The 24,068-nt window shown below is 43.3% G+C and carries 19 protein-coding genes, 1 tRNA gene and 3 pseudogenes; 17 read left to right on the forward strand and 6 right to left on the reverse strand.

Translation table 11 applies throughout. The features are described from left to right. The first annotated feature begins 49 nt into the window (after positions 1-49). Complete coding sequence (locus tag ACOBWA_RS04270; RefSeq protein WP_420230297.1) at positions 50-1,375, forward strand: ABC transporter ATP-binding protein; 1,326 nt, start codon at positions 50-52, stop codon at positions 1,373-1,375. Between the two features lie 33 nt (positions 1,376-1,408). Here the strand turns inward: ACOBWA_RS04270 and ACOBWA_RS04275 are convergent. Both ACOBWA_RS04275 and ACOBWA_RS04280 read right to left on the reverse strand, forming a co-directional pair. Continuing rightward, positions 1,409-2,258: pseudogene (locus tag ACOBWA_RS04275) on the reverse strand (methyltransferase domain-containing protein). A gap of 56 nt (positions 2,259-2,314) precedes the next feature. Then, positions 2,315-2,596 carry a hypothetical protein gene (locus tag ACOBWA_RS04280; RefSeq protein WP_420230298.1) on the reverse strand — a complete coding sequence of 94 codons (282 nt, stop codon included), beginning with the start codon at positions 2,594-2,596 and terminating at the stop codon, positions 2,315-2,317. Between the two features lie 415 nt (positions 2,597-3,011). Between ACOBWA_RS04280 and ACOBWA_RS04285 the strand changes: the two genes are divergently transcribed. The 8 genes from ACOBWA_RS04285 to ACOBWA_RS04320 all read left to right on the forward strand — a co-directional run bounded on the left by ACOBWA_RS04285 (position 3,012) and on the right by ACOBWA_RS04320 (position 11,344). Continuing rightward, complete coding sequence (locus tag ACOBWA_RS04285; RefSeq protein WP_420230299.1) at positions 3,012-3,236, forward strand: hypothetical protein; 225 nt, start codon at positions 3,012-3,014, stop codon at positions 3,234-3,236. A 243-nt stretch (positions 3,237-3,479) separates the two neighbouring features. Continuing rightward, entirely contained in the window at positions 3,480-6,272 is a 2,793-nt protein-coding gene (gyrA, locus tag ACOBWA_RS04290) for a DNA gyrase subunit A (protein WP_201605403.1), read from the forward strand. Between the two features lie 174 nt (positions 6,273-6,446). Beyond that, on the forward strand, positions 6,447-7,517 hold the full coding sequence (gene rarD, locus ACOBWA_RS04295; RefSeq protein WP_420230300.1) for an EamA family transporter RarD: 1,071 nt from the start codon (positions 6,447-6,449) through the stop codon (positions 7,515-7,517). Positions 7,518-7,755: 238 nt separating this feature from the next. Next, on the forward strand, positions 7,756-8,826 hold the full coding sequence (gene rarD, locus ACOBWA_RS04300) for an EamA family transporter RarD (protein ID WP_101206186.1): 1,071 nt from the start codon (positions 7,756-7,758) through the stop codon (positions 8,824-8,826). Positions 8,827-9,020: 194 nt separating this feature from the next. Continuing rightward, positions 9,021-9,446 carry a glutathione S-transferase gene (locus ACOBWA_RS04305; protein ID WP_420230301.1) on the forward strand — a complete coding sequence of 142 codons (426 nt, stop codon included), beginning with the start codon at positions 9,021-9,023 and terminating at the stop codon, positions 9,444-9,446. Next, the gene (locus ACOBWA_RS04310) at positions 9,443-9,679 is read left to right on the forward strand and encodes a glutathione binding-like protein (protein WP_420230302.1); all 237 of its coding nucleotides are present in this window, start codon (positions 9,443-9,445) and stop codon (positions 9,677-9,679) included. Before ACOBWA_RS04305 ends, ACOBWA_RS04310 begins: the two co-directional genes overlap by 4 nt. Positions 9,680-9,888: 209 nt before the next feature. Then, entirely contained in the window at positions 9,889-10,092 is a 204-nt protein-coding gene (locus ACOBWA_RS04315) for a hypothetical protein (protein ID WP_227522978.1), read from the forward strand. A 103-nt stretch (positions 10,093-10,195) separates the two neighbouring features. After that, the gene (locus ACOBWA_RS04320) at positions 10,196-11,344 is read left to right on the forward strand and encodes a ribonuclease Z (protein WP_420230303.1); all 1,149 of its coding nucleotides are present in this window, start codon (positions 10,196-10,198) and stop codon (positions 11,342-11,344) included. A 40-nt stretch (positions 11,345-11,384) separates the two neighbouring features. Here the strand turns inward: ACOBWA_RS04320 and ACOBWA_RS04325 are convergent, their stop codons facing one another. After that, on the reverse strand, positions 11,385-12,356 hold the full coding sequence (locus tag ACOBWA_RS04325; protein WP_420230304.1) for an ATP-binding protein: 972 nt from the start codon (positions 12,354-12,356) through the stop codon (positions 11,385-11,387). 192 nt (positions 12,357-12,548) lie between these two features. On the opposite strand from ACOBWA_RS04325, the gene ACOBWA_RS04330 reads away from it, so the two are divergent. The 3 genes and pseudogenes from ACOBWA_RS04330 (at position 12,549) to ACOBWA_RS04340 (ending at position 14,753) form a co-directional block, all read left to right on the forward strand. Beyond that, on the forward strand, positions 12,549-13,574 hold the full coding sequence (locus ACOBWA_RS04330) for a serine/threonine protein kinase (protein ID WP_420230305.1): 1,026 nt from the start codon (positions 12,549-12,551) through the stop codon (positions 13,572-13,574). A gap of 167 nt (positions 13,575-13,741) precedes the next feature. After that, positions 13,742-14,301: pseudogene (locus tag ACOBWA_RS04335) on the forward strand (DJ-1/PfpI family protein). A gap of 176 nt (positions 14,302-14,477) precedes the next feature. Beyond that, positions 14,478-14,753 carry a ribbon-helix-helix domain-containing protein gene (locus ACOBWA_RS04340; protein WP_420230306.1) on the forward strand — a complete coding sequence of 92 codons (276 nt, stop codon included), beginning with the start codon at positions 14,478-14,480 and terminating at the stop codon, positions 14,751-14,753. Between the two features lie 212 nt (positions 14,754-14,965). On the opposite strand, the gene ACOBWA_RS04345 is transcribed toward ACOBWA_RS04340, so the two are convergent. The 3 genes and pseudogenes from ACOBWA_RS04345 to ACOBWA_RS04355 all read right to left on the reverse strand — a co-directional run bounded on the left by ACOBWA_RS04345 (position 14,966) and on the right by ACOBWA_RS04355 (position 18,492). After that, positions 14,966-15,050 (reverse strand) — tRNA-Leu (locus ACOBWA_RS04345). Between the two features lie 206 nt (positions 15,051-15,256). After that, a complete protein-coding gene (locus ACOBWA_RS04350) occupies positions 15,257-17,038 on the reverse strand; it encodes a sigma 54-interacting transcriptional regulator (protein WP_420230307.1) in 1,782 nt (593 codons plus the stop codon). A gap of 90 nt (positions 17,039-17,128) precedes the next feature. Further along, a pseudogene (locus ACOBWA_RS04355) lies at positions 17,129-18,492 on the reverse strand (two-component system sensor histidine kinase NtrB). 134 nt (positions 18,493-18,626) lie between these two features. On the opposite strand from ACOBWA_RS04355, the gene rimO reads away from it, so the two are divergent. The 5 genes from rimO (at position 18,627) to ACOBWA_RS04380 (ending at position 23,924) form a co-directional block, all read left to right on the forward strand. Beyond that, positions 18,627-20,213 carry a 30S ribosomal protein S12 methylthiotransferase RimO gene (rimO, locus tag ACOBWA_RS04360; protein WP_420230308.1) on the forward strand — a complete coding sequence of 529 codons (1,587 nt, stop codon included), beginning with the start codon at positions 18,627-18,629 and terminating at the stop codon, positions 20,211-20,213. A 172-nt stretch (positions 20,214-20,385) separates the two neighbouring features. Then, positions 20,386-21,111, forward strand: coding sequence for a UMP kinase (gene pyrH / locus ACOBWA_RS04365; protein ID WP_057759121.1), 726 nt, complete (start codon positions 20,386-20,388; stop codon positions 21,109-21,111). A gap of 112 nt (positions 21,112-21,223) precedes the next feature. Next, entirely contained in the window at positions 21,224-21,766 is a 543-nt protein-coding gene (gene frr, locus ACOBWA_RS04370) for a ribosome recycling factor (RefSeq protein WP_420230309.1), read from the forward strand. Between the two features lie 400 nt (positions 21,767-22,166). Further along, the gene (gene uppS, locus ACOBWA_RS04375; RefSeq protein WP_420230310.1) at positions 22,167-22,925 is read left to right on the forward strand and encodes a polyprenyl diphosphate synthase; all 759 of its coding nucleotides are present in this window, start codon (positions 22,167-22,169) and stop codon (positions 22,923-22,925) included. Between the two features lie 189 nt (positions 22,926-23,114). Continuing rightward, positions 23,115-23,924 carry a phosphatidate cytidylyltransferase gene (locus tag ACOBWA_RS04380; protein ID WP_420230311.1) on the forward strand — a complete coding sequence of 270 codons (810 nt, stop codon included), beginning with the start codon at positions 23,115-23,117 and terminating at the stop codon, positions 23,922-23,924. The last annotated feature ends 144 nt before the right edge of the window (positions 23,925-24,068 follow it).

The raw sequence follows: 24,068 nt of genomic DNA on the forward strand, positions 1-24,068 counted from the left end.
CTCTGTTTTATCGATGGTTTTACTTACTAATAGCGAACTGGTACCGTCTATGTACACTAATTCAATGAACGACTCTACAAATTCTAAGTCAGAAAAGGCTCGGGCTAGTCACATGCCTGTAGCAAAATCACCACTGTCACAAAATAGAATCAATCCAGTTCAGACGAATAAAATTGTAGAACAAAGCAATACCTCACAACAAAATACTGAGAAACATATCGCGACAGATCCTTATTTTAGTGTGCAAAATCTTATCGTAGGCTATGACGATACTATCGTCGTTAATGGTCTATCGTTAATGCTGGAGCAAGGCGAGATTGGTTGCTTCTTAGGTTATAGCGGCTGCGGGAAGACCACAGCGCTTCGAGCTATCGCGGGACTGGAGCAAAGTCGCGGCGGCACTATCTACCTAAACAACCAACGCCTAACTGAAAAGACAGCTCGCCAATCATTTGCAGTTGCGCCAGCCAAGCGTGGCATGGGCATGGTGTTTCAAGACTATGCTCTGTTTGGGCATTTAAGCGTGGCAAAAAACATCGCCTTTGGTCTTAATAAATGGTCATCTGCTGACAAAAAAGCTCGAGTGGCTGAGATGCTAAGTTTAGTTGAATTGACTGAACATGCAGACAAACGTCCTAATGAGCTTTCTGGTGGTCAGCAGCAGCGTGTGGCGCTTGCAAGAGCGCTAGCACCCAAACCAAAACTACTATTACTTGACGAGCCGTTCTCTAATCTAGATGTGGTGCTGCGTGAATCACTAGCAATGAATGTCCGTGATATTCTCAAACGTACTAATACCACAGCGATTTTGGTCACTCATGATCAAAACGAAGCGTTTGCGCTAGCGGATAAAGTAGGGGTAATGGATAAAGGACGATTGGTACAGTGGGCAAGGCCAAGCGAGCTGTATCATGAGCCTGTCAGTCCTTTTGTTGCAGAGTTTGTAGGCGAAGGTGCCATGATAGACGGTATCATCAAAGAAGGTCATGTTGAGACGGCGCTAGGGAATATTTATCGTCGCATGGAAGTCTATGATGAATCAGGACAACCACAGTACTGCGAATATGATTATCCAAATGGCACACCGATCAAAGTACTCGTACGCCCTGATGACATTGTTCATGATGACGACAGTACACAGACAGCTTTGGTTATAGGGCGTGTGTTTCGCGGTGCCAACTATTTGTACCGACTGCAGTTAGATGACGGACAGACTGTCTTATCCTTGGTTGCGAGCCATCATAATCATGCAATCGGCTCGCATATTGGTATTCTGCCTTTGCTAGAGCATGTCGTAGTCTTTGATGAAAAAGACATCAATGCCACTACTTGGTCAGAATACGATAGATCATCGAGAATGGATGAAGAGGTTTAGTAGTCTTCATCATTCTTGGGTAATCTTCTAAATTTACCGTTTAGCCAAAATGTGTAAGTAACGACCAAGCCATTTATACGGCTCTAACTGTGAGTAGCGTAACTCCATTCTTATCACTGCATCTGGATCGTTATGACCGCCACGTTTGAGCGGTGCATAGTCATGAAACACCCGTAAACCACTGTTACGTACCGTCTGATAATCATGCGCTTTGAGCCAAGACTCGACTTCTTCTTTGGCCACGGGATGGTTGGGGTTAGGCTTTTCTTATTGTCTGCCTTATAGTCTGTATTATCGAGTAGATTAAAATTTCCCATGATAAGGTTACGATAATCAAAGCTTGCAGGATTGTAAAAGCACAAAGATAGCGCGCCATCATCTGTTAGATATTGATCAAAGAAGTCCATGACGGCAGCGGGCTCTGCCAACCATTCAAGTAGCGCGTGCGACATAATCAAATCAAACTTTTCTGTTTCTGTCTGAGCCAGTTTTTCCTCAAGCGCTTGATAAGGGCAAACATACCATGTGATGTTTAGTTCTTGCTCGATGTGTTCTGCGCTCGCTTTTGCTTTCTCAAGCATATTTGCGGATATATCATTGATGACTACGCTATGACCTTGAGCAGCCAGCTCTATCGCAATTTGCGCAAGCCCTGCACCCACATCCAAAATACGCAAAGGTCGCCCGAGCGTCTGACTCATCTGCGCACTATATTCAAAAATATCACGGCGTAGTACAGCCAATCGAATCTCGCCTTTTAAACCACCATAAACCTTTTTTCGAAATGATCGGCAATGGCATCGAAACTACGATCTGCTCGTTTGTCTTCTGCTGGTATAGAAAGGTTTGAGTCAGGCTGGCTATCTTGATGTTTAATTGGCATAAGGTATTTAGATCAATAAGTAAGAGGTTTAAATTAATAAAACTATTCAGTATTAACTAGCGTTTCAGGCGTCTGTTAATTACCCATTTAAAAACGACTTTCGCTAATACAATAACGACAAATACCACGATAACAAACACCCACATACCATTGCCTTGTAGGTTTTCTTGATAGGCTTTTGACAAGTATGCTGACAGAGCCATAGCGGCTAAAATTGCTCCCCAACGGACATAGGGTACAGCGCGATTATTATGGTTAGGAAAGCTAGCAACGTAATCGCTCGAAAAGCTGTATAGCACCATTGCTAAAATCCAAACAATTGCAAGAATGATATCCATAATAAAAGTAGCCTGTTAGGTAGTTATGTAAGTGCTATAAAAGATTAGGTAGTGTAGCGTTTAGAATTTTTTGTCCAGTATCACTAAAAAATAACTGCATTAAAGGGGTTTAAATCACAATATACTTATGAGAATAATATGACTTTGAAAGCTATTAGCTCATGACAAAGCAAGTTGTATGCATCGTTGGACTAGCTAAATATTCTAAGCATCCTAGTTGTTTGGCCAATAGAGCTTATATGCAAACCACGTATGAGCCCTATGCTCAAGATTTTAGCGTTAAATTAAATGTCATGTTGAACTGTAGATAGAAATATAAGTATTCACTCAGTTAGGCAAAATAAATCTTGTCGAACTGTAGCTAATGAGTATAGTATTTTTCTATTTAATATCCATCAGATACGGAGAATAAACAATGAAATCAATCAGCACAGCGCTACTCGCCCTAGTATTTGCCTTTACATCTATGAGCCAAGCACAAGCTCGAAATACGCCTTGTTCAGGTAAAATGGGCGGGCTGTCTCATTGCTCAGCAGATGGTAAGTTCGTCTGTAAAAATGGCAAAATCAGCCAATCAAAAAAACCTGTCATTAGAATTATTTTAGCGTGTGTCAATAATTCAAAATATCACTGTGAATGAACCGTCTAGCTTGATTTTAATGGTACTCAGAACCCCTAAATCAGCAAATTTGTGCTAAAATAGCTTCTTTTATTAAACATTAAAACTATCGCTATTTTCCTATTGTTTTGCACGTGTAGCAGTGTTTTTTATGGTATCTATTTTGGTCATGACTGCCTATTTATGTGGCAGTATTTTTATATGATCTATGGGTGCCATAAGCGATGTGTCAACGTTAGAAAAAATGTGAGTGAAGGAGTGTATATGAGCGAATCGGTCAGTCCTATTGGCATCGTAGATGAACTAAAGCAGTCGTATTTGGATTATGCGATGAGCGTGATCGTCTCGCGTGCGCTGCCTGATGTGCGTGATGGGTTCAAACCTGTACACCGCCGCGTGATGTATGCCATGCACGTGCTATCAAACGATTATAATAAACCGTATAAAAAATCAGCACGTGTGGTCGGTGATGTTATCGGTAAGTACCATCCACATGGCGATAGTGCCGTCTATGATGCCATCGTCCGTATGGCGCAGGATTTCAGCTTGCGCTATCCAATGGTTGATGGTCAAGGTAACTTTGGCTCGATCGATGATGATCCTCCGGCAGCGATGCGTTATACCGAAGTACGTATGACCAAACTGACCCACCAGATGCTCGCTGATTTGGACAAAGACACGGTCGATTGGGAAGACAACTACGATGGCTCTGAGCGCATGCCAAGTGTGATGCCAGCGCGTATTCCTAACCTATTGGTCAATGGTGCGACGGGTATTGCCGTTGGTATGGCGACCAATATGGCCCCGCATAATCTGACCGAAGTGATCAATGCCTGTCTGGCCTATGCTGAAAACCCACAAGTTTCAGCCGAAGAGCTGATGTCGCATATCTCAGGTCCTGATTTTCCTACGGGCGGTATTATCTATGGCCGCGCGGGCATTTTAGATGCTTATCGTACGGGTAAAGGCCGCTTGCATATTCGTGGTCGTTATCATATCGAGCCGATGAGCAATTCTGGCGTCAACCGCGATCGTGAGCGCATTGTATTTACCGAAGTACCTTATCAGGCTAACAAAGCCAAGTTGATTGAGCGTATCGCAGAGCTTGTTCGTGATAAAAAGATCGAAGGTATTAGCGAAATTCGTGATGAGTCTGATAAAGATGGTATGCGTATAGCTATTGATTTGCGTCGCGGTGAGACGGCTGAAGTTATCGTTAATAACCTATTTCTACAAACGCCGCTAGAGTCTAGCTTTAGTATCAATATGGTGGCGCTGGATAATGGTCAGCCAAAACTATTGACCTTGCGTCAGCTTATCGCTGCATTTGTCCGTCATCGTCAAGAAGTGGTGACACGTCGTACGATTTATGAATTGAACAAAGCCCGCGTTCGTGGTCATTTGCTAGAAGGTCTAACGGTTGCTCTAGCCAATATCGACGAAATTATCGCGACGATTAAAGCTTCTGCAAACCGTGGCCTAGCACGTGAAAGCCTATTGAACAATACGTGGGGTTCAGGTAGCGTCGTTGCGATGCTTACAGCTGCTGGTAGTCAATCAGTACGTCCTGAGTTTATCGAAGGCGAAGATCCTAAGGCGCCGTTTGGTCTGATCGAAGGCGAAGAGCGCTATCGCTTGTCACTTGAGCAGGTCAATGCGATTTTAGATATGCAGTTGCATCGTTTGACGGGTCTTGAACAAGACAAGTTGACTGAAGAATACCAAGACTTACTGCGTGAAATTGCACACTTAGAGTCTATCCTTGGCGATTTTGATAAGCTGATGGCTATTATCTCTAATGAGATGATTGAGATTCGTGATAACTTTGGTGATGAGCGCCGTACCGATATCATCGATTCACGCATGGACTTTAGTCGCGAAGACCTTATCCCTGAGCAAACGGTCGTCATGACGGTATCGCGTACTGGCTATGCTAAGACTCAGCCGATTGATGATTATGTTGCACAAAAGCGCGGCGGTAAAGGTAAGTCTGCTACGGCAATGAAAGAAGATGATGTAATCGATCACTTAGTCGTGACATCAACGCATTCGACGGTACTGTGTTTCACTGATAGTGGACGTGTCTTTAGCTTACGTGGTTTTGAAGTGCCGATTGCCAGTCGCGGTGCTCGTGGTCGTCCATTGGTCAATCTAATTGGCCTAAATAGCGACGAAACCGTTACAACCATACTACCAATTCCAAAAATCGTAGAAGATACATCAGTAGTAAGTGAAGTATCAGAAGTAAGCAATGATGACGATTCGGTAGAAGATAGTAACCAAGCAGAGCCACCTTTTGTGTTCTTTGCCACTGCCAATGGTACAGTGAAGCGGGTAGAGCTGAAGCAGTTCGCCAATATCAGATCGAACGGTTTGATTGCGGTTGGATTAGAAGACGGTGATAAATTGGTCAGCGCTCGTATCACTAACGGTAGCCAAGAAGTAATGTTGTTTGCTTCAAGTGGTAAAGCGATTCGTTTTGATGAGAATGATGCGCGTGCGATGGGCCGTACGGCTAAAGGCGTCCGCGGTATGCGTCTGGCTACTGACGAATTTATCAAATCATTAGTCGTTATCGAAGATGATGTACGTGAAATTTTGATTGCTTGTGAAAATGGCTTTGGTAAACGTACCTTTATCGATGAGTTCAATACGCAAAATCGTGGGGGTGGCGGTGTGATTGCTATCAAGACCAGTGAGCGTAATGGCGCACTAGTACGAGCGACCAAGGTTGACTCTACTGATGATATTATCTTAATCTCTGATAAAGGAACGTTGGTTCGTACCCCAGTTGAGCATGTCGCGAGCTCTGGTCGTAATACGCAAGGCGTAACATTGATTCGTCTGTCAAAAGATGAAAAACTGGTTGCCATGGCGCGTGTTGAGCACGAAGAGAGCGATGACGAGCTTATCGATGCGATGAGAGAGGACGGTACGTTTGAGGTAGAAGGTCAGGAGCAGATAGATATTGATGCGACAACTGACAATACCGCAACTACTGACGTCGATGATGTGATTGATATTGCAAACGATCATAAACCAAGTGACAATCTATAATAGACTCACTATGCATAAGACGATGACGAGTAATAATCTTGGTAATTAGCTTTTGAGTCTAGTCTCTTAGCATTTTTCTAGAAAAGAGCCTCTGACGTTATCGTCGGAGGCTTTTGTTTTTAACTCTCATATTTTCAATACTGTAAATAAGGTTCTATTTTTAAGGCTGTTGTTATGCTTACGACCAATCAAACTTTTCAGGGAACGGTTGCTTCGGTATCATCGAGCTTTTTATTCTCGATGATGTTTTTGTTTGGACTGTTTATGCTGCCTTTAACAGGGACGCAGGTAGCATCATGGCGTGTGCTCATGATGTTGCTCAGTTTGATTATATTGGTCAGTTTGACTAAGCAGTGGCAACGTGTTTTTGATTATATAAAGACGCTAAAGACAATCAAGGAATGGCTTATATTTATACTGCCTGCGCCAATCCTAGGTGGGCAGATTTGGTTGTTTATGTGGGCACCAGTCAATGGGTTTGGTCTCGATGTCACGTTGGGTTATTTCTTATTGCCGCTAGTGATGATTGTGCTTGGTCGATTCTTTTACCACGAGTATATGAGCATCTTGCAGTGGGCTGCCGCGATATTTGCAGCGCTCGGCATCGGCTACGATATTATTCAGTATGGTTCGGTCTCTTGGGTGACACTGTTTGTATGCTTGGGTTATCCACCGTATTATCTGTTACGGCGCACCCTTTCTGTACCGCCCATTACAGGGTTATTGTTTGATTTGACGCTGTTGACACCAGTAGTGCTCATCGTGCTCTACATGACGGGCGGTTTTGATGTTGCGGCGCAAGACATGAAGTTCTGGTATCTGTTACCGCTGCTTGGTGCTTTTAGTGCGCTTGCGATGTCGCTGACGATGATTGCCAGTAGTAAGTTGCCTGTTTCACTGTTTGGAGCGCTAAGTTATATAGAGCCGATGCTATTATTTGTGTTGTCTATCACGATTCTGAGTCAAAGCCTTGAAGAAGGTGGTTCGCTCTTTATGTATGGCATGATTACGCTTGCGCTACTGGTCATGATGGCTGATAGCGTAAAAGGCTACCTTGTTCGTCAGCGTAATGACCGCTTGCATGGTTATAGAGAGCTTCAGATTGGCGGCTTTCCACCGCGTCGTCATTTTATCAATCAGCGTATCGATGGTGTGCTAAAAGCCCATCGTTTTCGTAAGATTCGTCGTTACCAAAAGAAGATGGATAAGATACAGCAAAAAATCGAACAACTTGATGCAAAATAAGCACTTACCTGCATTAAATTTACTCAATTTAAAAGTTTAGACACTAGATGAACAGTGGCATTGCTTATTCATTCTGACTTTGACATAATGCCGACCATGATGTAAGTCTAGTACATCAAAAGCGTTCAACTTAGATTGCGCGACGACCTTATATGCAAAAGCCTCAGACGTTCTCGTCTGAGGCTTTTGTTTTTTAAAAATTGCCATGGATGTGCCCCAATCTTTAAAGGCTGTTGTGATGCTGACTACTAACCAAACCTCGCAGGGTACAATCACCGCTGTCGCTGCAAACTTCTTATACTCATTACTGTTCTTATTTGGTCTATTGCTGCAACCATTATCAGGTACGCAAGTCGCTTCGTGGCGCGTGCTGACAATGTTTTTTAGTCTCGTGCTGCTGGTCAGCGTACTAAAGCAATGGCAGCACATTTTTGATTATCTAAAAACACTAAAGAACGCAAAAGAGTGGTTTTTATTCATATTACCCACACCGATTTTGGGCGCGCAAATCTGGATATTTATGTGGGCTCCAGTCAATGGTTTGGGGCTTGAGGTCACGTTGGGTTACTTCCTATATCCGATGATTATGATCGTTGTCGGCAGGTTCTTTTACAACGAAGACATGAGCTTACTTCAGTGGGCTGCTATCGTATGTGCAGGTCTTGGTATCGCTTACGATATTTTTGAGTATGGTGCTATTTCTTGGGCAACTTTATTTGTTTGCTTGGGTTATCCTCCTTATTATCTACTACGCCGCAAGTTGGCAGTACCGCCTATTACTGGTTTGATTTCAGACCTCGTATTGTTGTTACCAGTCGTACTGGTCGCGCTGTATATGAATGGTGGTTTTGAAGTAGCAATCACCAACCACAAGCTTTGGTATCTGTTACCGTTATTAGGCATCATCAGTACCGCTGCGATGTCACTAACAATGGTAGCGAGTCAGAAGCTGCCTGTCTCACTATTTGGCACTCTGTGTTACCTTGAGCCAATATTCTTGTTCATCTTCTCAATCGCAATTTTAGATCGCAGCCTACATGATGGTGGCTCCATGCTGATGTACAGCATGATTTTCATCGCACTGCTGATTATGATTGCTGATAGCGCGTTGGGCTATATGGCGCGTAAACGTGAAGACCGCTTACATGGCTATAATGAGCCACAAGTGGGCAGTTTTCCACCACGTCGCCGTCTCAAAAACCGCCGTATCAAAGGCGTGCTAATCGCGCATCGATTCCGCCAAATCAAAAAATATCAGCAAAAGATAGATAAAATGACGCGCAAGATTGAAGCATTACATTTAGATTGATGTCAAAGAGTACACCGTCTTAGACAGTATCGATACGGTAGGCATTGTTTTCCATCATGTCTGCCAACTCATAGTATTAAAGAAGTAGAAATTACGCTATTATCGAGAGCAGTAGGGCCGCGATTGAGTGAACATATGGCGCTATATCTGAGATATTATGGCTGATTTACTACAATATATAACTAGGACGGTTTATGTTACATCTTCATCATTTAGCAAACTCGCGCTCATTTCGTATTCTCTGGTTATTAGAAGAGCTTGGCGCCGATTATAAATTGACTTGTTATGAGCGCAATAAAGCATACCGTGCTCCTGATAGCCTAAAACAAGTGCATCCGATTGGTAATGCACCGATACTAGAAGCGGACGATCGGGTGCTGATTGAGTCAGGGTTTATCATTGAATATTTGATTAAGCACTATGATAAAGAAAAGCAGTTCAAACCTGACGATAATAACGAAGCAGCGTGGGAAGCCTACACGTTTTGGCTACACTTTGCAGAGGCTTCATTGATGCCACTGTTGGTCATGCGTTTGGTATTCACAAAAGTAGTGTCTCAGTCGCCGATGCTAATCAAACCTATCAGCAAAAAAATCCAAGGTCAGATTGAAAAAACATGATCAGTAGCGGTTTGGAGAAGATGTTAGATATGATGGAGCGTCATCTACATGAAAACCATTGGTTTGCAGGTAGTGAATTTAGCGCCGCTGATATTCAAATGCATCTTGCAGTCTTGGGTGCCAATGCTGGTGCAGGTTTAGATCAGAGTAAATATACCAATCTTTTGAACTGGCTCAAACGCTGCGAAGAACGAGATGCCTTTAAGCGAGCAGAAAAAAGGGCGGCCGTCTGAATTTCTAGAGGATACTGGTATAATCATCTCTCAACGCTTAAGTAGCCATGTAGACCAAAGGCTTTGTTTATGAATAAACAAAGCCTTTTTAGGATAATATCATGAAAGATCTAAACACCTCGAATAAAGACCATCTGAAACAAGATAGCCTAGACAAAGATGACAATCAGTCAGCAACTCAAACATCACTTAATAAGTAAGATACCAGTATGCAAGAAAATAATAGCCAACAGATTAATAGCCAGCAAGTCTCTATCAAATCGTGGTCACAGAAAATTCTAGTGGTAATTCTGTGTGCAGCGAGCTTTTATGGTGGCTGGAAATCTTACGAATCAAATATGGTAAATGAGTGCACCGCCAATGGTGGACAAATGGTTGAAGGTCAAAAAACCATGATATGCCAACTGTCGTAGCTAGGGCATATTCTTCGTTTATCTTATTTCTGTCATTGATTTACGATGAAGAGATGCTCTCGTACTTCTGAGCCAGTACTCCTGATAAATAAAAGGCATCATTATGTTAAAGCTAACCTTTTTGGGTACCTCTGCGGGTGTACCGACTAAACAGCGTAATGTGACTGCACTGGCAATAGAGTGTTTGAATTCGCATACCTCTGGCGTACAGCAAGGAAGTCGTCAACAGAACAATCAGAGTAAGAAATCGCGCCCATGGGTGCTGATTGATTGCGGAGAAGGCACACAGCAGCAATTACTACATACCAAGCTCTCCCTACATCAATTGGCTGCTATCTGCATCACCCATGTGCATGGTGACCATTGCTATGGCCTACCAGGGCTGCTAGCTAGTGCTGCTATGTCAGGACGTCGTGATGCGCTGACACTTATTGCACCAAAAGCAATTGCTACTTTGCTTGATGCCATTACTGCCACTACAGAGCTGTATTTACCTTTTGCTCTCAATTTTATAGCAATTGAAGAGGTGTTAGCTGAGCAAGGTGCTACGAACAAAGTCAGTATTAGCTTAAGCGACCAACATCAGCTTGATATTGATATCACGCCGCTCTCACATCGGGTTGCTTCTCATGCCTTTGGTATTACTCAGACTATTAGCCGCCGCATCCTTAATACAGATAAGCTTGTGGCAGATGGTATTCCAGCCAGTGCACTATGGGGCAAGTTACAGCAAGGCGAAGATGTCATGACTGAGGATAGTAGACAATTGCACTCAGTAGACTATGTCGACGATGAGGTACAGCGGACGCGAGTGGTGGTGGCAGGAGACAATGATACGCCAAACTGTTTGAGCAAAGCCGTTGTCAATGCGGATTTATTGGTGCATGAAGCCACTTATACCCATGAAGTGCTGACTAAGATTCAAGCTAAAAATCCAGACTATGATCCGATGCATAGTAGCGCCCAATTGCTCGGCGAATTTGCGCAAGCGGCTGGACTTAAAAATATAATTTTGACGCACTTTAGCGCCCGTTATCAGAACTTTGATAATCCAGATAGCGAAACGCCAAATATGGCATATATTCGTTTAGATGCTGAGAGCGTCTACAAAGGCAATCTCTGGTTAGCAATAGATTTTGACCAATATATGGTTGATGGTGCAGTTGAATTAGTAAGCAACCAAGAGGGTAGTCAAGAGGGCTGTCAAGAAGAGAGTCGCGTGCAGTATATAGGCTCTGCACGCAGTGATTAGACATGGTTAAGCTTAGATATGATTTAGTGTTAAATATGACCTAGCGCTTACTGTCTTCGATAGCCAATTGTATTTCACCACTCCAAAAGCGGCTGAACTGGTAAGCAACTCGTCCTGAGCGACCACCACGTTCAGAGGCCCAACGTAGCGCATCCTTTCTGATCTTATCAGGCATAGACTGACTTGCTAAAATGTCCTTAGCATCATTATCCACATCAGCTGAGATTTTTTGCTGCTCTAAATTCAGATAATGCTGAACGATTTGCAGATAAGTCTGCTGATCCATAGGATGGAAGGTGAGGGACAAACCGAACCGATCTGATAATGACACGGTTTCGTCAATGGCCTCATAGGGATTGACTTCATCCGTCTGCCCATTATAGATATCGACATTGTCTTTCATCATCTGCGGTAGCAAGCGACGGCGATTACTGGTGGCGTAGACCAGTAGTTTGTCTTGCTCAGAGTCTAGCGAGCCATCGAGAACGCTCTTTAGCGCACGATAGCTTTCGTCTTGACCATTAAAAGCGAGGTCATCACAGTATACGATATAGCGGCAATGACAATCTGCTGGTAGGGCATTAATAGCAGCACGAATCTTATCCAATACTTGCAGATCATCGCGGGCCACCTCAATAATACGTAAGCCTTCACTATGGTGAGCTTGTAGTAAAGCACGAATCAATGATGACTTACCGGCACCGCGTGTCCCTGACATCAGTACATGGTTGGCAGGGTAACCTTTAATAAACTGACGGGTGTTTTGTACCAGTTTCGACTTTTGCGTATCGATACCATGCAAGTCATCTAAGCTCAAAAACAAATTGACCGACAAAGGCTGGAGGTGACCAGTGCGTCCACCAACCCAGCGATAAGCAAGCTGACTCGGATCGATTTCAATAGTTGGTGTGACTCGCTCTTGTAAGTACTGACTGAGTAAATCTAGCAAAGGTGCGGGTAGGGCGTAAGTAGGTTGATCAGATGGCGTGGTTGGGATATTTGGTTGGGACATAGTGGCTCTAGCAATTAAGGTTGTCTTTAATACCATACCCAAAAATACAATTAACGTTGCTAAAATTTCAATGCCTACAATCTTAGTACCTATTAATCGTAGTACTTGTAACCATTATTCGCGCTATTATTATCTTTGGAAATGATACGAATGGGAAGGCAATAATCTCACTATATTATGAGAAACAATACCATGGAAAATAGTGCCAGTAATCCGTCTATTACGCAAGCCTTGCAAGCGCAGGCGATGCAGCTACTGCCCATTATTTCCCAAGAACTGGACGCACAATATTTTAGGGAGATAGTGCATCAACGTATTGCTCAGCAAAGCACAGAACAAACGCAAGATATCAAAACGCAAAATATCGACAAGACTTACTTCCAAGGTTTAACACGTGCCCAGCATCCACAATTTGGTAGCGTGATGATTAAATGGCAGTTGAGTGATGGCGTTTATCCTATCGCTTCTGATTTAACTCACGAAGCGGATATTTTAGCTGCTGTAAATGCTTCATCGAAAATCAAAGATAATGCTATCGTACCTCCGCTATTGGCTCATCATTGCGTGGATGTTCAGATACTATCGCAGTTGCAACGACTAGTTATAGTAGTCACACCTTATTACTCTAATGGTAGCTTGGCGAGTCAACTGACCGCTTCAAAACATCTGTCATTGAGAGCATCACAAAAGCATCATTTCATCACTCAGGCTGCATACTTGATAGCCAATTTGCATCACGCTGGTTGGCTACATAATGATATTAAACTCAGTAATATCTTGGTTGAAGGTGCTCACGATGAGTGGTCAGCAGATACTATGAGTAATGGTCTGCCCCCTAGATTGTTACTCACTGATTTTGCTTTATCACAACGTATGACGATGGCTAATAGCCAACCAAATCCTGCTGGCACACCAGCGTATCTCGCACCTGAGCGCTGGCAAGGTCAGGGTGCAACGGTGCAAAGTGATATCTACGCGTTTGGCGTCATGATGGTTGAGATACTAACAGGGAAACGCCCGTTTCAGGTAAGCGCCAATAGCCATGATAAATTAAAAATGTGGGCGATTCAGCATTGCCAGCAACCTATTCCAACGTTGCCAGCAGAATATAGTCACTATCAATGTATGGTCGATAAAGCATTGGCTAAACAAATAGAGAGACGGTATCGGGATATGGATAAGATATTGATAGATTTAAAGTTATTAGAAAATAGCTGAATTTATTATTTTATTTTAAAAAGTGATTGTTTGTAGTATTCACATATTACCTAGTCGTTGTTTTTTATGTTTGAATGGATATTCAGGCTCATTTTAAGCAAAGTCGCTATAAACTAATTTGGGTTCCCGTATTTCATTACAATGTTTTATTACAATACAGTGAGAATATCATGGCTAAAGTACTTATCATTACCGGTGATTTTGTTGAAGACTATGAAAACATGGTTCCGTTCCAAGCGCTTCTAGCGATGGGGCATGAGGTTGATGCGGTCTGCCCAGATAAAGTGGCAGGTGATAGCATCGCGACCTCAATACACGACTTCGAAGGTGATCAAACTTATACCGAAAAACGCGGTCATAATTTTGTCCTTAATGCGTCTTTTGCTGATATCAATGTAGAAGATTACGATGCTTTGTATTTGCCAGGTGGACGTGCACCAGAATACTTGCGCTTGAATGCTAAGGTCATTGCCATGATTCAGCATTTCGCAAATACTAATAAACCGATTGCCTCAGTTTGTCATGGTCCACAAATGCTGACGGCTGCTGGCGTATTGAAGGGTAAAAAGTATCTGCTTATCCTGCGTGTCAGCCAGAAATAGAAATGGCTGGCGCTGAGTATGTCAAGTTACCTATGGATGGCGCTATTACAGATGGCCAACTGGTAACGGCACCTGCATGGCCTGCTCACCCAGCGATGCTAAAGCAGTTTGTTGCTTTGCTATAAGCATTAATTCGGGTCTGTTGAATGTTCAATAGACCCCAGTATCGAGAGAGGATATATGTGCCAACTTTTATTAGTGCTGATGACAGCTTGTGGAGCTCTAAAACCAAATCACTTCGAATTCAGGGCGTTGTCACCTCAATTCGTTTAGAAGTGTTTTTTGGGATATATTAGAAGAGTTGTCATTTCGTGATCAAATGACGGTTAATCAACTGATCACTAAGCTATACCTTGAATCTCTCGATGCTGATCATGATATTGGCAATTTCACCTCTTTTTTAAGAGTTTGTTGTTCTCGTTATTTGTCTTTAATAGCCGATGGTGATCTTTCCCGCGAAACAAGATTACCTTTAGAAAAAGTCGATGCGAAAAATATCATTCAACGTGAAGCTCTTCGTAAAAATCAACGTAGTGCATTATTCAATGATAGTGAGGAAAACCTTTCTATTAATTAGTTCTGTCTATGGTAGGTGCATGAAAGCATTGATTCAGAGGGTAGAGTGTCGCTATTAGCGTATGGATGAAGTGTTAAAGGACTTATAAAGGGTAGAAAAGTAGATTAATACTTTTAATAAGATGTTTTATAGTTCTAATACCAAATTTCAGACACAAAAAAACCTGCTAAAAGCAGGTTTTGATATTTGGTCTAAGATGTACTATCCGAAAATGGTGGGGCTGGAGAGACTCGAACTCTCACACCTTGCGGCGCCAGAACCTAAATCTGGTGCGTCTACCAATTCCGCCACAGCCCCATTTTCGTTACTCTATCATCAAAAGCGATTAAACTCAAACGCTATCTAGACAGTTAACTGATTCGGTAGTGCGTCTCAGTGGTTGGCTATTATATAGAGTTTTAATTGTTTGGCAACCCCTATTTGCAATTATTTTTAATTATTTATCATTTATTTTTGATATTAATTTTAAGTAGTTGATATTAATAATAATTTATTATCGTTTTTTATTCTTTAGTTGGTACTCTCGGGGCAGAGATATCCAACTGCTGCAATTTGCGCGTCAGAGTATTGCGTCCCCAACCAAGTAAGCTCGCGGCTTCTATCTTTTTACCGCCACTATGATTGAGTGCTGCTGTTAATAAAACGCGCTCAAACTCAGGGGTTGCTGTTTGCAAAATATCAGTTTCACCCGTGCTTAACGACTGCTCAGCCCAATCAGCCAATGCTTGCTGCCAACTTTGGTTTTTAGGCAACGGGCTACTTCGCTCATTTTGATGACTGTTTAATGAACTGCCATTTAACACATCGCCACTTTGTGCCAAATGCTCTTGAGCATCTTCCTTCAATGAGCCATGCTCTTCATAAAGCACCGTATTAGGTGAGATGTTTTCAAGTAGCTCTGGTGGCAAGTCTGTCGCCATCACCGTATCACCAGTGGCCATCACCGTGAGCCACAAGCAGACGTTTTCTAATTGACGCACATTACCGCGCCAGTCAAACGTCTGCATAATTTGCAATGCGGCAGGATGGAGATGCTTCGGGGTAGTACTCATTTGCTCTGCGGCAGACTGCATAAAGTAGAGGGCTAATGCAGGAATGTCTTCAGGACGTGTACGTAATGATGGTAGGGGTAATCGAATGACATTGAGGCGATAAAATAAGTCTTCGCGGAATCGGCTTTGTTTTACCAGCTCTTCTAAGTTTTGGTGGGTGGCTGCGATGATACGCACGTCGACCTTGATTGGCTGCTGACCACCAACACGATAAAACTCACCATTGGCCAGTACGCGTAACAGCCGTGTCTGAGTGCTAAAAGGCATGTCACCGATTTCATCTAAAAATAGAGTACCGCCATCTGCCTGCTCAAAACGGCCTTGACGCATCGTCGTTGCACCAGTGAACGCGCCTTTTTCATGACCAAATAGCTCAGACTCGATCAAGTCATGTGGTATGGCTGCCATATTAAGCGCAATAAACGGTTGCTGCTTACGCGGAGAGTGTTGGTGCAATGCACTGGCTACCAACTCTTTACCCGTTCCAGACTCTCCAGTGATTAAGACGGAAATGGGGGATTGAGCCAGTCTGCCAATAGCACGAAACACCGTTTGCATGGCTGGAGACTGTCCAATGATGCCGCTAGGGTTCCCATTACTTTTGTTTTCGACGGCACCTTTGTTCTTATTGTCTTTGGTTGTCTTACTGGCAGGTACTGCTTTAGGTTTTATCAGGTCTTCAGTGAAAGTATCAGACGTTATATTGGTACTGGGTTCATCTGAAAGGGGGACAGAAGTTGTTTCTAAATTAGGCTGATAATTAATGGCTTTATAAATCGTTGCAACTGCATCATCTAAGTCAAAAGGCTTGGGCAGGTATTCAAAAGCACCAGTCTGATAGCTATTGATAGCAGAGGTCAGGTCTGAATGTGCCGTCATAATTACGATTGGCATTTTGGGGAAATGCTGATGGACCCAGTCGCTAAAAGACAATCCATCCATCATTGGCATACGAATATCGGTCAGTATGACGTCAGGTAATTGCTCAGCTGACTCTTGCTGTTTTAACACATCGTTAAGGCGAGTCCATGCTGCTTGTGCTTGAGTAAAACTGATAACGGTCAATCCAGCATCTTCAAACGTGTCGGCCAGCACCATACGTAGGGCTGCATCGTCATCGATTAACCACAATGTTGCAGGGTGGTCGCTGGGTGCATTATTCACAGTTACTATTTGTGATTGTGGTGATTGATCATCGCTTTTAGGTTGGAGGTCGTCGCTATATTCAGTCATGTATTGGGCCTAATCAGCAATTATTGATGGTAAGTTGGGGATTGGGAGTTGGCGTTATTAAACTTAGCAGCCTTTAATTCATAATTTATTTTATGTCTCAGTGATGGGTTGAGTAAATGGTAGATATAGCGTAAATCGGGTTTGCTTATCTTCTTGCTCTTTTGTCGAGCTCACATCAATCATACCATGATGATGACTGATAATATCTTGGACGATGGATAATCCAAGACCTGTACCGGCTGCACGGCTAGTGACCATTGGGAAAAATATCTGACCGATCAATGCTGGATCAATACCTGAGCCATTATCAGTAATAGTAATTTGCATCACTTGCTTGTGCTGCTGCCCGACGATCGTATGCTGAAAGGCAACCCGCGTTTGGATATGCAATGTCGGTTGATAATCAGAATTGCTATCAGTTTGCATAGTAGCTTGTGGTGATTCTTGAGACTCTGAAATTTTATTCTGTTGTAGCGTTTGTTCGAACTCAGTCATCGACTCACAAGCATTATTAATGAGGTTTAAAAACACTTGAATCAGCTGATCTTTATCAGCGCACAACTCTGGCAATGATAAATCGTAATCACGCTGTAACACTACCTGTGGATACTGATTGGTCACTAAGGTTAAGACATGCTCCAGAGGCTCATGGATATTGAGCGTTTGCCAGTTTGGCAGTTGATTGGAACCCAGAAGCTGCCCAATAAGATGAGTCAATCGATCAGTCTCTGAAATAATAATGTCCGTATAGTTGCGCAGTTTTTGATTCATTTTTTGCAAATCATGATGCGTGTCAGCGTTGGTGGTTGTCAAAGCATTATCAGCGCTAGAGGTGTTAGTAGTAGATGCGTCGCTGAATTTAATGAACTGCCGTTGCAACAGCTGGGCTGCCCCGCGAATACCAGCAAGAGGGTTTTTATTTCGTGCGCCACTGAGCGTAGCATATGACGGGCAACTGTATATTGCTGCTGTTGACGCTGCTCCTCAGAGATACGACTTTGCCGATCTTTGCCCCACATCTCGATAATAAAATAAGGCTGCTGTTCATAGATGACTGGCGTGACGCTATAGTCGACTGACAATGATAAATTACCATTTAGCGGTGTTTTTATGATGTGGTCATGATCGATAAAAGGTTGTTGATAGTTTTGCGCTTGCACAAAGCGCTCGGTCAACGAGTATGCTGGCTCGCTCGAAGGCTCATTTTCATTTGCATCATTACTATTATTATCGATAAATGCAGTATCTTTAGTCTTTAATTCATCGGGTGCGAGCAGTGTCAAGATGGATTGATTGATTAATCTGCCGCTACTAATGGCAAGTAGCTGCTCGGCTTGAGCATTCAACCGCGTGATTGATAGCTCATCGTTGACCCATAAAATAGCGGTGAATAAATGCTGAGATATAAATGCGAGGTCAGGGGTTGTTTTGGCGGTTATAAAATCAGCGTTCATCAGTAGGGCCCAAAAAAGTCAGATGCTTGAGATAATATTTAACCACAAATCAAGACTATAGAGCGGCAAAACTGGTGATTTTTGCAAAAAAACGTACAATGCGCTCAGCCAATTTATCTCTAGCAAGGTCAGCCATGTCCAAAACTTCTACCGAGTCAGTGAATACGACAGCAACAGCTCCTCTATCTGCCGTAAAAGACACTGCCACTATCTTCAATCCTGCCGCGCCTACCATAGTACAAGCGCAGAGTCAGGCAGATGTCAGTCAAACAGATGCTAAACAACCTTACCATCATAAAGCTAACCACAACCAGAACCGTAGTGTAGCCCAAAGCAGCGATGTTACGACTGCCAATGCGACTGCTACGATGCCAGTTAGTGCGGCGCCAAAGATTGGTTTTGTGTCACTAGGTTGTCCAAAAGCATTGGTGGATAGTGAGCGTATTATCACTGAGCTAAGCCGTGACGGCTATCAAGTGGCCAGTGATTATGACGGTGCCGACTTGGTCGTAGTAAACACTTGCGGCTTTATTGAATCAGCGGTACAAGAGTCGCTTGATGCGATCGGCGAGGCCATTAGCAAAAATGGTAAAGTGATTGTTACTGGTTGCTTAGGTAAAGAGGCGGACAAAATCCGTGAGATGCATCCAGCTGTACTAGCAGTGACGGGCGCACATGCCTATGATGAAGTGATTACGGCAGTAGCGCAGCATGTGCCTAAGCCAAATCGCAGTCAGGACGCCAACTATGATCCAAAAATAGATTTGATTAATGAAGCGGGTGTCAAACTGACCCCAAGCCATTATGCCTATCTAAAAATATCAGAAGGCTGTAATCACCGTTGTACGTTCTGCATTATCCCAAGCTTGCGCGGTGATTTGGACTCGCGTCCGATTGATAATGTGATGAATGAAGCACTGGCACTCAAAAAAGCTGGCGTGAAAGAATTACTTATCATCTCGCAAGATACCTCGGCATATGGTCTTGACCTAAAGTACAAGACCAGTTTTTGGAATGGCATGCCGCTCAAGTCTAAGTTTTATGACTTATGCCAAGCATTGAACGATTTGGGTATTTGGGTACGCTTGCATTATGTCTATCCGTATCCACACGTAGACAAAGTCGTTGAGTTGATGGGTGAGAAGAAACTACTGCCTTATCTAGATATTCCGTTCCAGCATGCCAGTCATCGCATCCTAAAGGCGATGAAGCGTCCTGCACATAGCGAAAACACCTTGGCCCGTATCAAAGCGTGGCGTGATATCTGTCCTGATATCGTGATTCGTTCGACCTTTGTGGTTGGCTTCCCTGGTGAGACCGAAGAAGATTTTCAGTGCCTGCTTGATTGGCTAGTTGAAGCACGTCTTGATCGCGTGGGCGCATTTACTTATTCAGAAGTAGAAGGCGCAGTTGCCAATGACTTGCCTGACCATGTCCCTGAAGACGTCAAGCAGTCTCGCTATGAGCGACTAATGGCATTACAGCAAGATATTTCAGCGCAAAAGCTACAAGAAAAAGTCGGCAAGACCTTAACGGTATTGGTCGATGAAATTGATAGCGATGAAAATATTGCTATCTGCCGTAGCTATGCTGATGCACCTGAAATTGATGGTCATGTCTATGTTGATGACATCAACGCTCAAGTTAAAGTAGGGCAGTTCTTAACCGTGACTATCGACGATGCTAGCGAATACGATCTATTCGCCAGTTATCAAGGCTAGATATCCAATAAGATATGCGAGTGAAAATTGCCCAATGATGGGCAGTTTTTGCTACAATTAGCGCAATTTAGCCTTTTTAATACGCTTAGCTGTAAGTGTAGCGTTGTGGGCAAACTCGATTTGTATTTTACCGATAATTTTCTTTATAATTTCATGATAACAAGGTGACCTCATGTCTGACAAAAACCCGCGTTACGCTCGTATCTTGCTGAAACTCTCCGGTGAAGCCTTAGCTGGTAGTAAAGACATGGGTATCGATACCGAAGTCCTTGATAAAATGAGCTTGTCTATCGCTCACTTGCGTGGACTTGGTGTCCAAGTTGGTATCGTGGTCGGCGGTGGTAACTTATATCGCGGTGCGCAATTACAAAAAGAAGGTCTGGTTGGCCGTGTTACTGGTGATCAGATGGGCATGCTAGCGACCGTTATGAACGGACTGGCAATGCGTGATGCGCTTGAGCGTCGCAACATCAAAACTCGTTTGATGTCAGCGTTACCGATTGGTGAAGTTACCGAAAGCTATAGTAGTCGTAATGCGATTCGTTATCTCAAAAACGGCGAAGTTTGTATCTTTGTTGCAGGTACTGGTAACCCATTCTTTACCACTGACACCGCTGCTTGTTTGCGCGGTATCGAAATCGAAGCTGGTTTGATTTTAAAAGCGACTAAGGTTGACGGCGTTTATGACAAAGACCCAAGTCTACATGATGATGCAGTCAAATATGATGGTCTGACTTTTGATGAAGTACTAGAGCAAAAGCTAGGTGTCATGGATTTAACGGCTATCGCATTATGCCGTGAGCATAACGTACCGTTGCAGGTGTTTGATATGACTAAGCCTAATGCATTATTGAATGTCATTATGGGTGAGAATGAAGGCACACGAGTTTTTCATTAATTGATGCGATACTGGAAACTAACGTCAGTAAATAGCTAACGATTAGCAACACATAATTAATATCCCAATAGCAAATAAAAAATTTGTCGGTAACGACAAATAAGGATACACAATGATTAAAGAGATTAAGCAAGACGGCGAAGCACGCATGCAAAAAACATTGGAAGCGCTTGAAAGCACTTTCAGTAAAGTTCGTACTGGTCGTGCGCATCCAGGTATGTTGTCAGGTGTGATGGTCAGCTACTACGGTTCTGATACACCATTGAACCAAGTGGCAAGCGTGAACGTTGAAGACTCACGTACCTTACTGGTTCAACCGTTTGACCGTACGATGGTACAAGCAGTAGATAAGGCCATTCGTGAAGCAGATTTGGGTCTAAACCCAATGTCTGCTGATGTGATTCGTGTGCCGATGCCAGCATTGACAGAAGATACTCGTCGCGATATGCAAAAACTTGCACGTGGGGAAGCTGAGAGCAGCCGAGTGTCTATCCGTAACATTCGCCGTGACATGATGAATGACATCAAAGATTTGGCAAAAGAAAAAGAAATCTCAGAAGACGATGAGCGCCGCGCTAGTGATGACATTCAAAAAATCACTGACAAATACATTGAAACGATCGATGCTCGCTTAAGCAAAAAGAAAGCGATTTGATGGAAGTTTAAGACTAATATACTTGTCATTTATAGCAAGAATCAGTTCGGTAGATTATCTGTAATTGAGCAGCCAATACTTTGTAGCTATTGGCTGTTTATTATTGTGTAGGCTGATATAGTTAATCCTTTATAAAAGAGTCGCAGCGTTAACCTCGATTGAAGTATTGCATATACATCTGAACTCGGGTGCCTGGTTTCTCTTTTAAACTGAATCAACTATATGCAGCCATATCTAGAACATGCCAAAGACGCGATTGATTAGACTTTGTTCATCGCATTCTGAGCATTAAAAATTCACAATATAATTATGATAAGTTAGTGAATTATATAAATGGCACTTTTTATTCGCCGTTGCACACGTTATTATTATTTTACCTTAACAATAAGCAAGTCCGCCTATGTCCACTTCAGCCGTTTTGGCGTCCGCTATTCTTCCTCGTCATATTGCCATTATTATGGATGGTAACAATCGCTACGGTAAGGCCAATAATTTAGGCCAAGGCCAAGGTCATGTAGCGGGTAAAAATGCGCTAGATCCCCTCGTTGACTACTGTGTCAATACAGGCATTGAGGTGCTGACAGTTTTTGCATTCTCTAGCGAAAATTGGCAGAGACCGCCTAGTGAGGTAGCACTATTGATGCAGCTACTCACGTCGACGATTCACGAGCAAATGCCGCGCATGAATGAGTATCGCATTCGCTTGCGTTTTATTGGTGATCGCAGTCAACTCAGTGATTCCTTGCAAACACTAATGGCTGATGCAGAAGAAAAGACAGCAGAGTTTGAAGCGATGACGCTGGTGATTGCGATTAGCTACGGTGGACAGTGGGATATTGCAAATGCAGCAAAGCATCTGGCTCAGCAAGTGCAAGCTGGTAAGTTAAAAGCTGAAGATATCAACAAAGAGCTACTAGGTAATCATGTACAACTTGCCGACACGCCAGCAGTGGATATGCTAGTGCGTACGGGCGGCGAGTATCGTATTTCTAATTTCTTATTGTGGCAATCTGCCTATGCTGAGCTGTTTTTCACTCCGACACTATGGCCGGATTTTACGGCAGAAGAGCTGGCAATGATGGTCGCAGAGTTTGCTAAACGTCAACGCCGCTTTGGCAAAACCAGCGAGCAGGTAGTGATAGAGCAGCAAGGGCACTGAGCAGTGAGCTGATAGATAAGTTTAGTCGGTTCAGTTCAGTTAGTATTGTATAACTGGTCAATAGGGTTGGTTTATGCAATGATAAACGGCTTGAATTAGTATTGAATGCTATCACTAGGCCATCGTTAGTTAGCTGCTATAATGCATTTTTTGACCATCTGTTCTTCATTATTATAAGGCTCGATAAGTATGTGGCAACGAATTAAGACGGCAATTGTTCTCGTTATTATCGTTGGTATTGCAATGTTTGCGAGCCAAACGCCTATTTTATTTGCACCACTGTTGGCCATTGGGGTCATTATCGCCGCTCATGAGTGGGCTAAATTGATGCCTAAATGGCGCCAGCCTGTGGTATTCGTTCTATTGATTTTAGCGCTTACTATATTCTCACTGATGTTCAAGGTAACTTGGTTGTTTTGGTGGGTGGCGTCACTCATTATATGGCTGATGGCGCTGTCTTGGGTTCGAGTCTTCCCAACACAGACGAGATGGTACGGCAACCAGCTGGCAATGATGGGCGCGGTTATTTTGACGGCATCTATCACGGCGATGTTCTATCTCTGGCAGTTATCTGCGTGGTGGCTGCTGTATGTGTTCTTATTAGTATGGTGTGCAGATAGTGGCGCATATTTCGTTGGACGCAAACTTGGTCGCCGAAAAATGGCACCCAATGTCTCACCCAATAAGAGCATGGAAGGGTTGGCTGGTGGCCTCGTCACAGGGCTGTTAGTTGTGGTAGCCATTAGCGTCTTTAAATTACAGCTGACCGGTGTACCGTTAATCGCATTTGTAGCGTTATCGGCCATCACTATTCTTGCCTCTGTACTTGGGGACTTGTTCGAGTCGATGCTCAAGCGCCGTGCTGATGTAAAAGATTCAGGCACTATCTTGCCAGGTCACGGTGGTATCCTTGACCGTATCGATTCTCTGTTGTCTGCAACACCGATATTTGCCCTTGGTTTTTGGGCGATACAGCAGCTTGGTTTGATAGTGGTGTAAGGTTATATAGCAGCACTGTTCTATTTAGACCTGTTCTGTAGTCAGTTCACCATAATATTGGTATAAGTCAGCCGAGAGCGAGCAATGCATTGGTATGGCAAGCGTGGCTACTAGCATGACAATTTTATAGTTAATAGACGATAT

The sequence above is a fragment of the Psychrobacter sp. ER1 genome (assembly GCF_048631835.1).
Taxonomy (GTDB): domain Bacteria; phylum Pseudomonadota; class Gammaproteobacteria; order Pseudomonadales; family Moraxellaceae; genus Psychrobacter.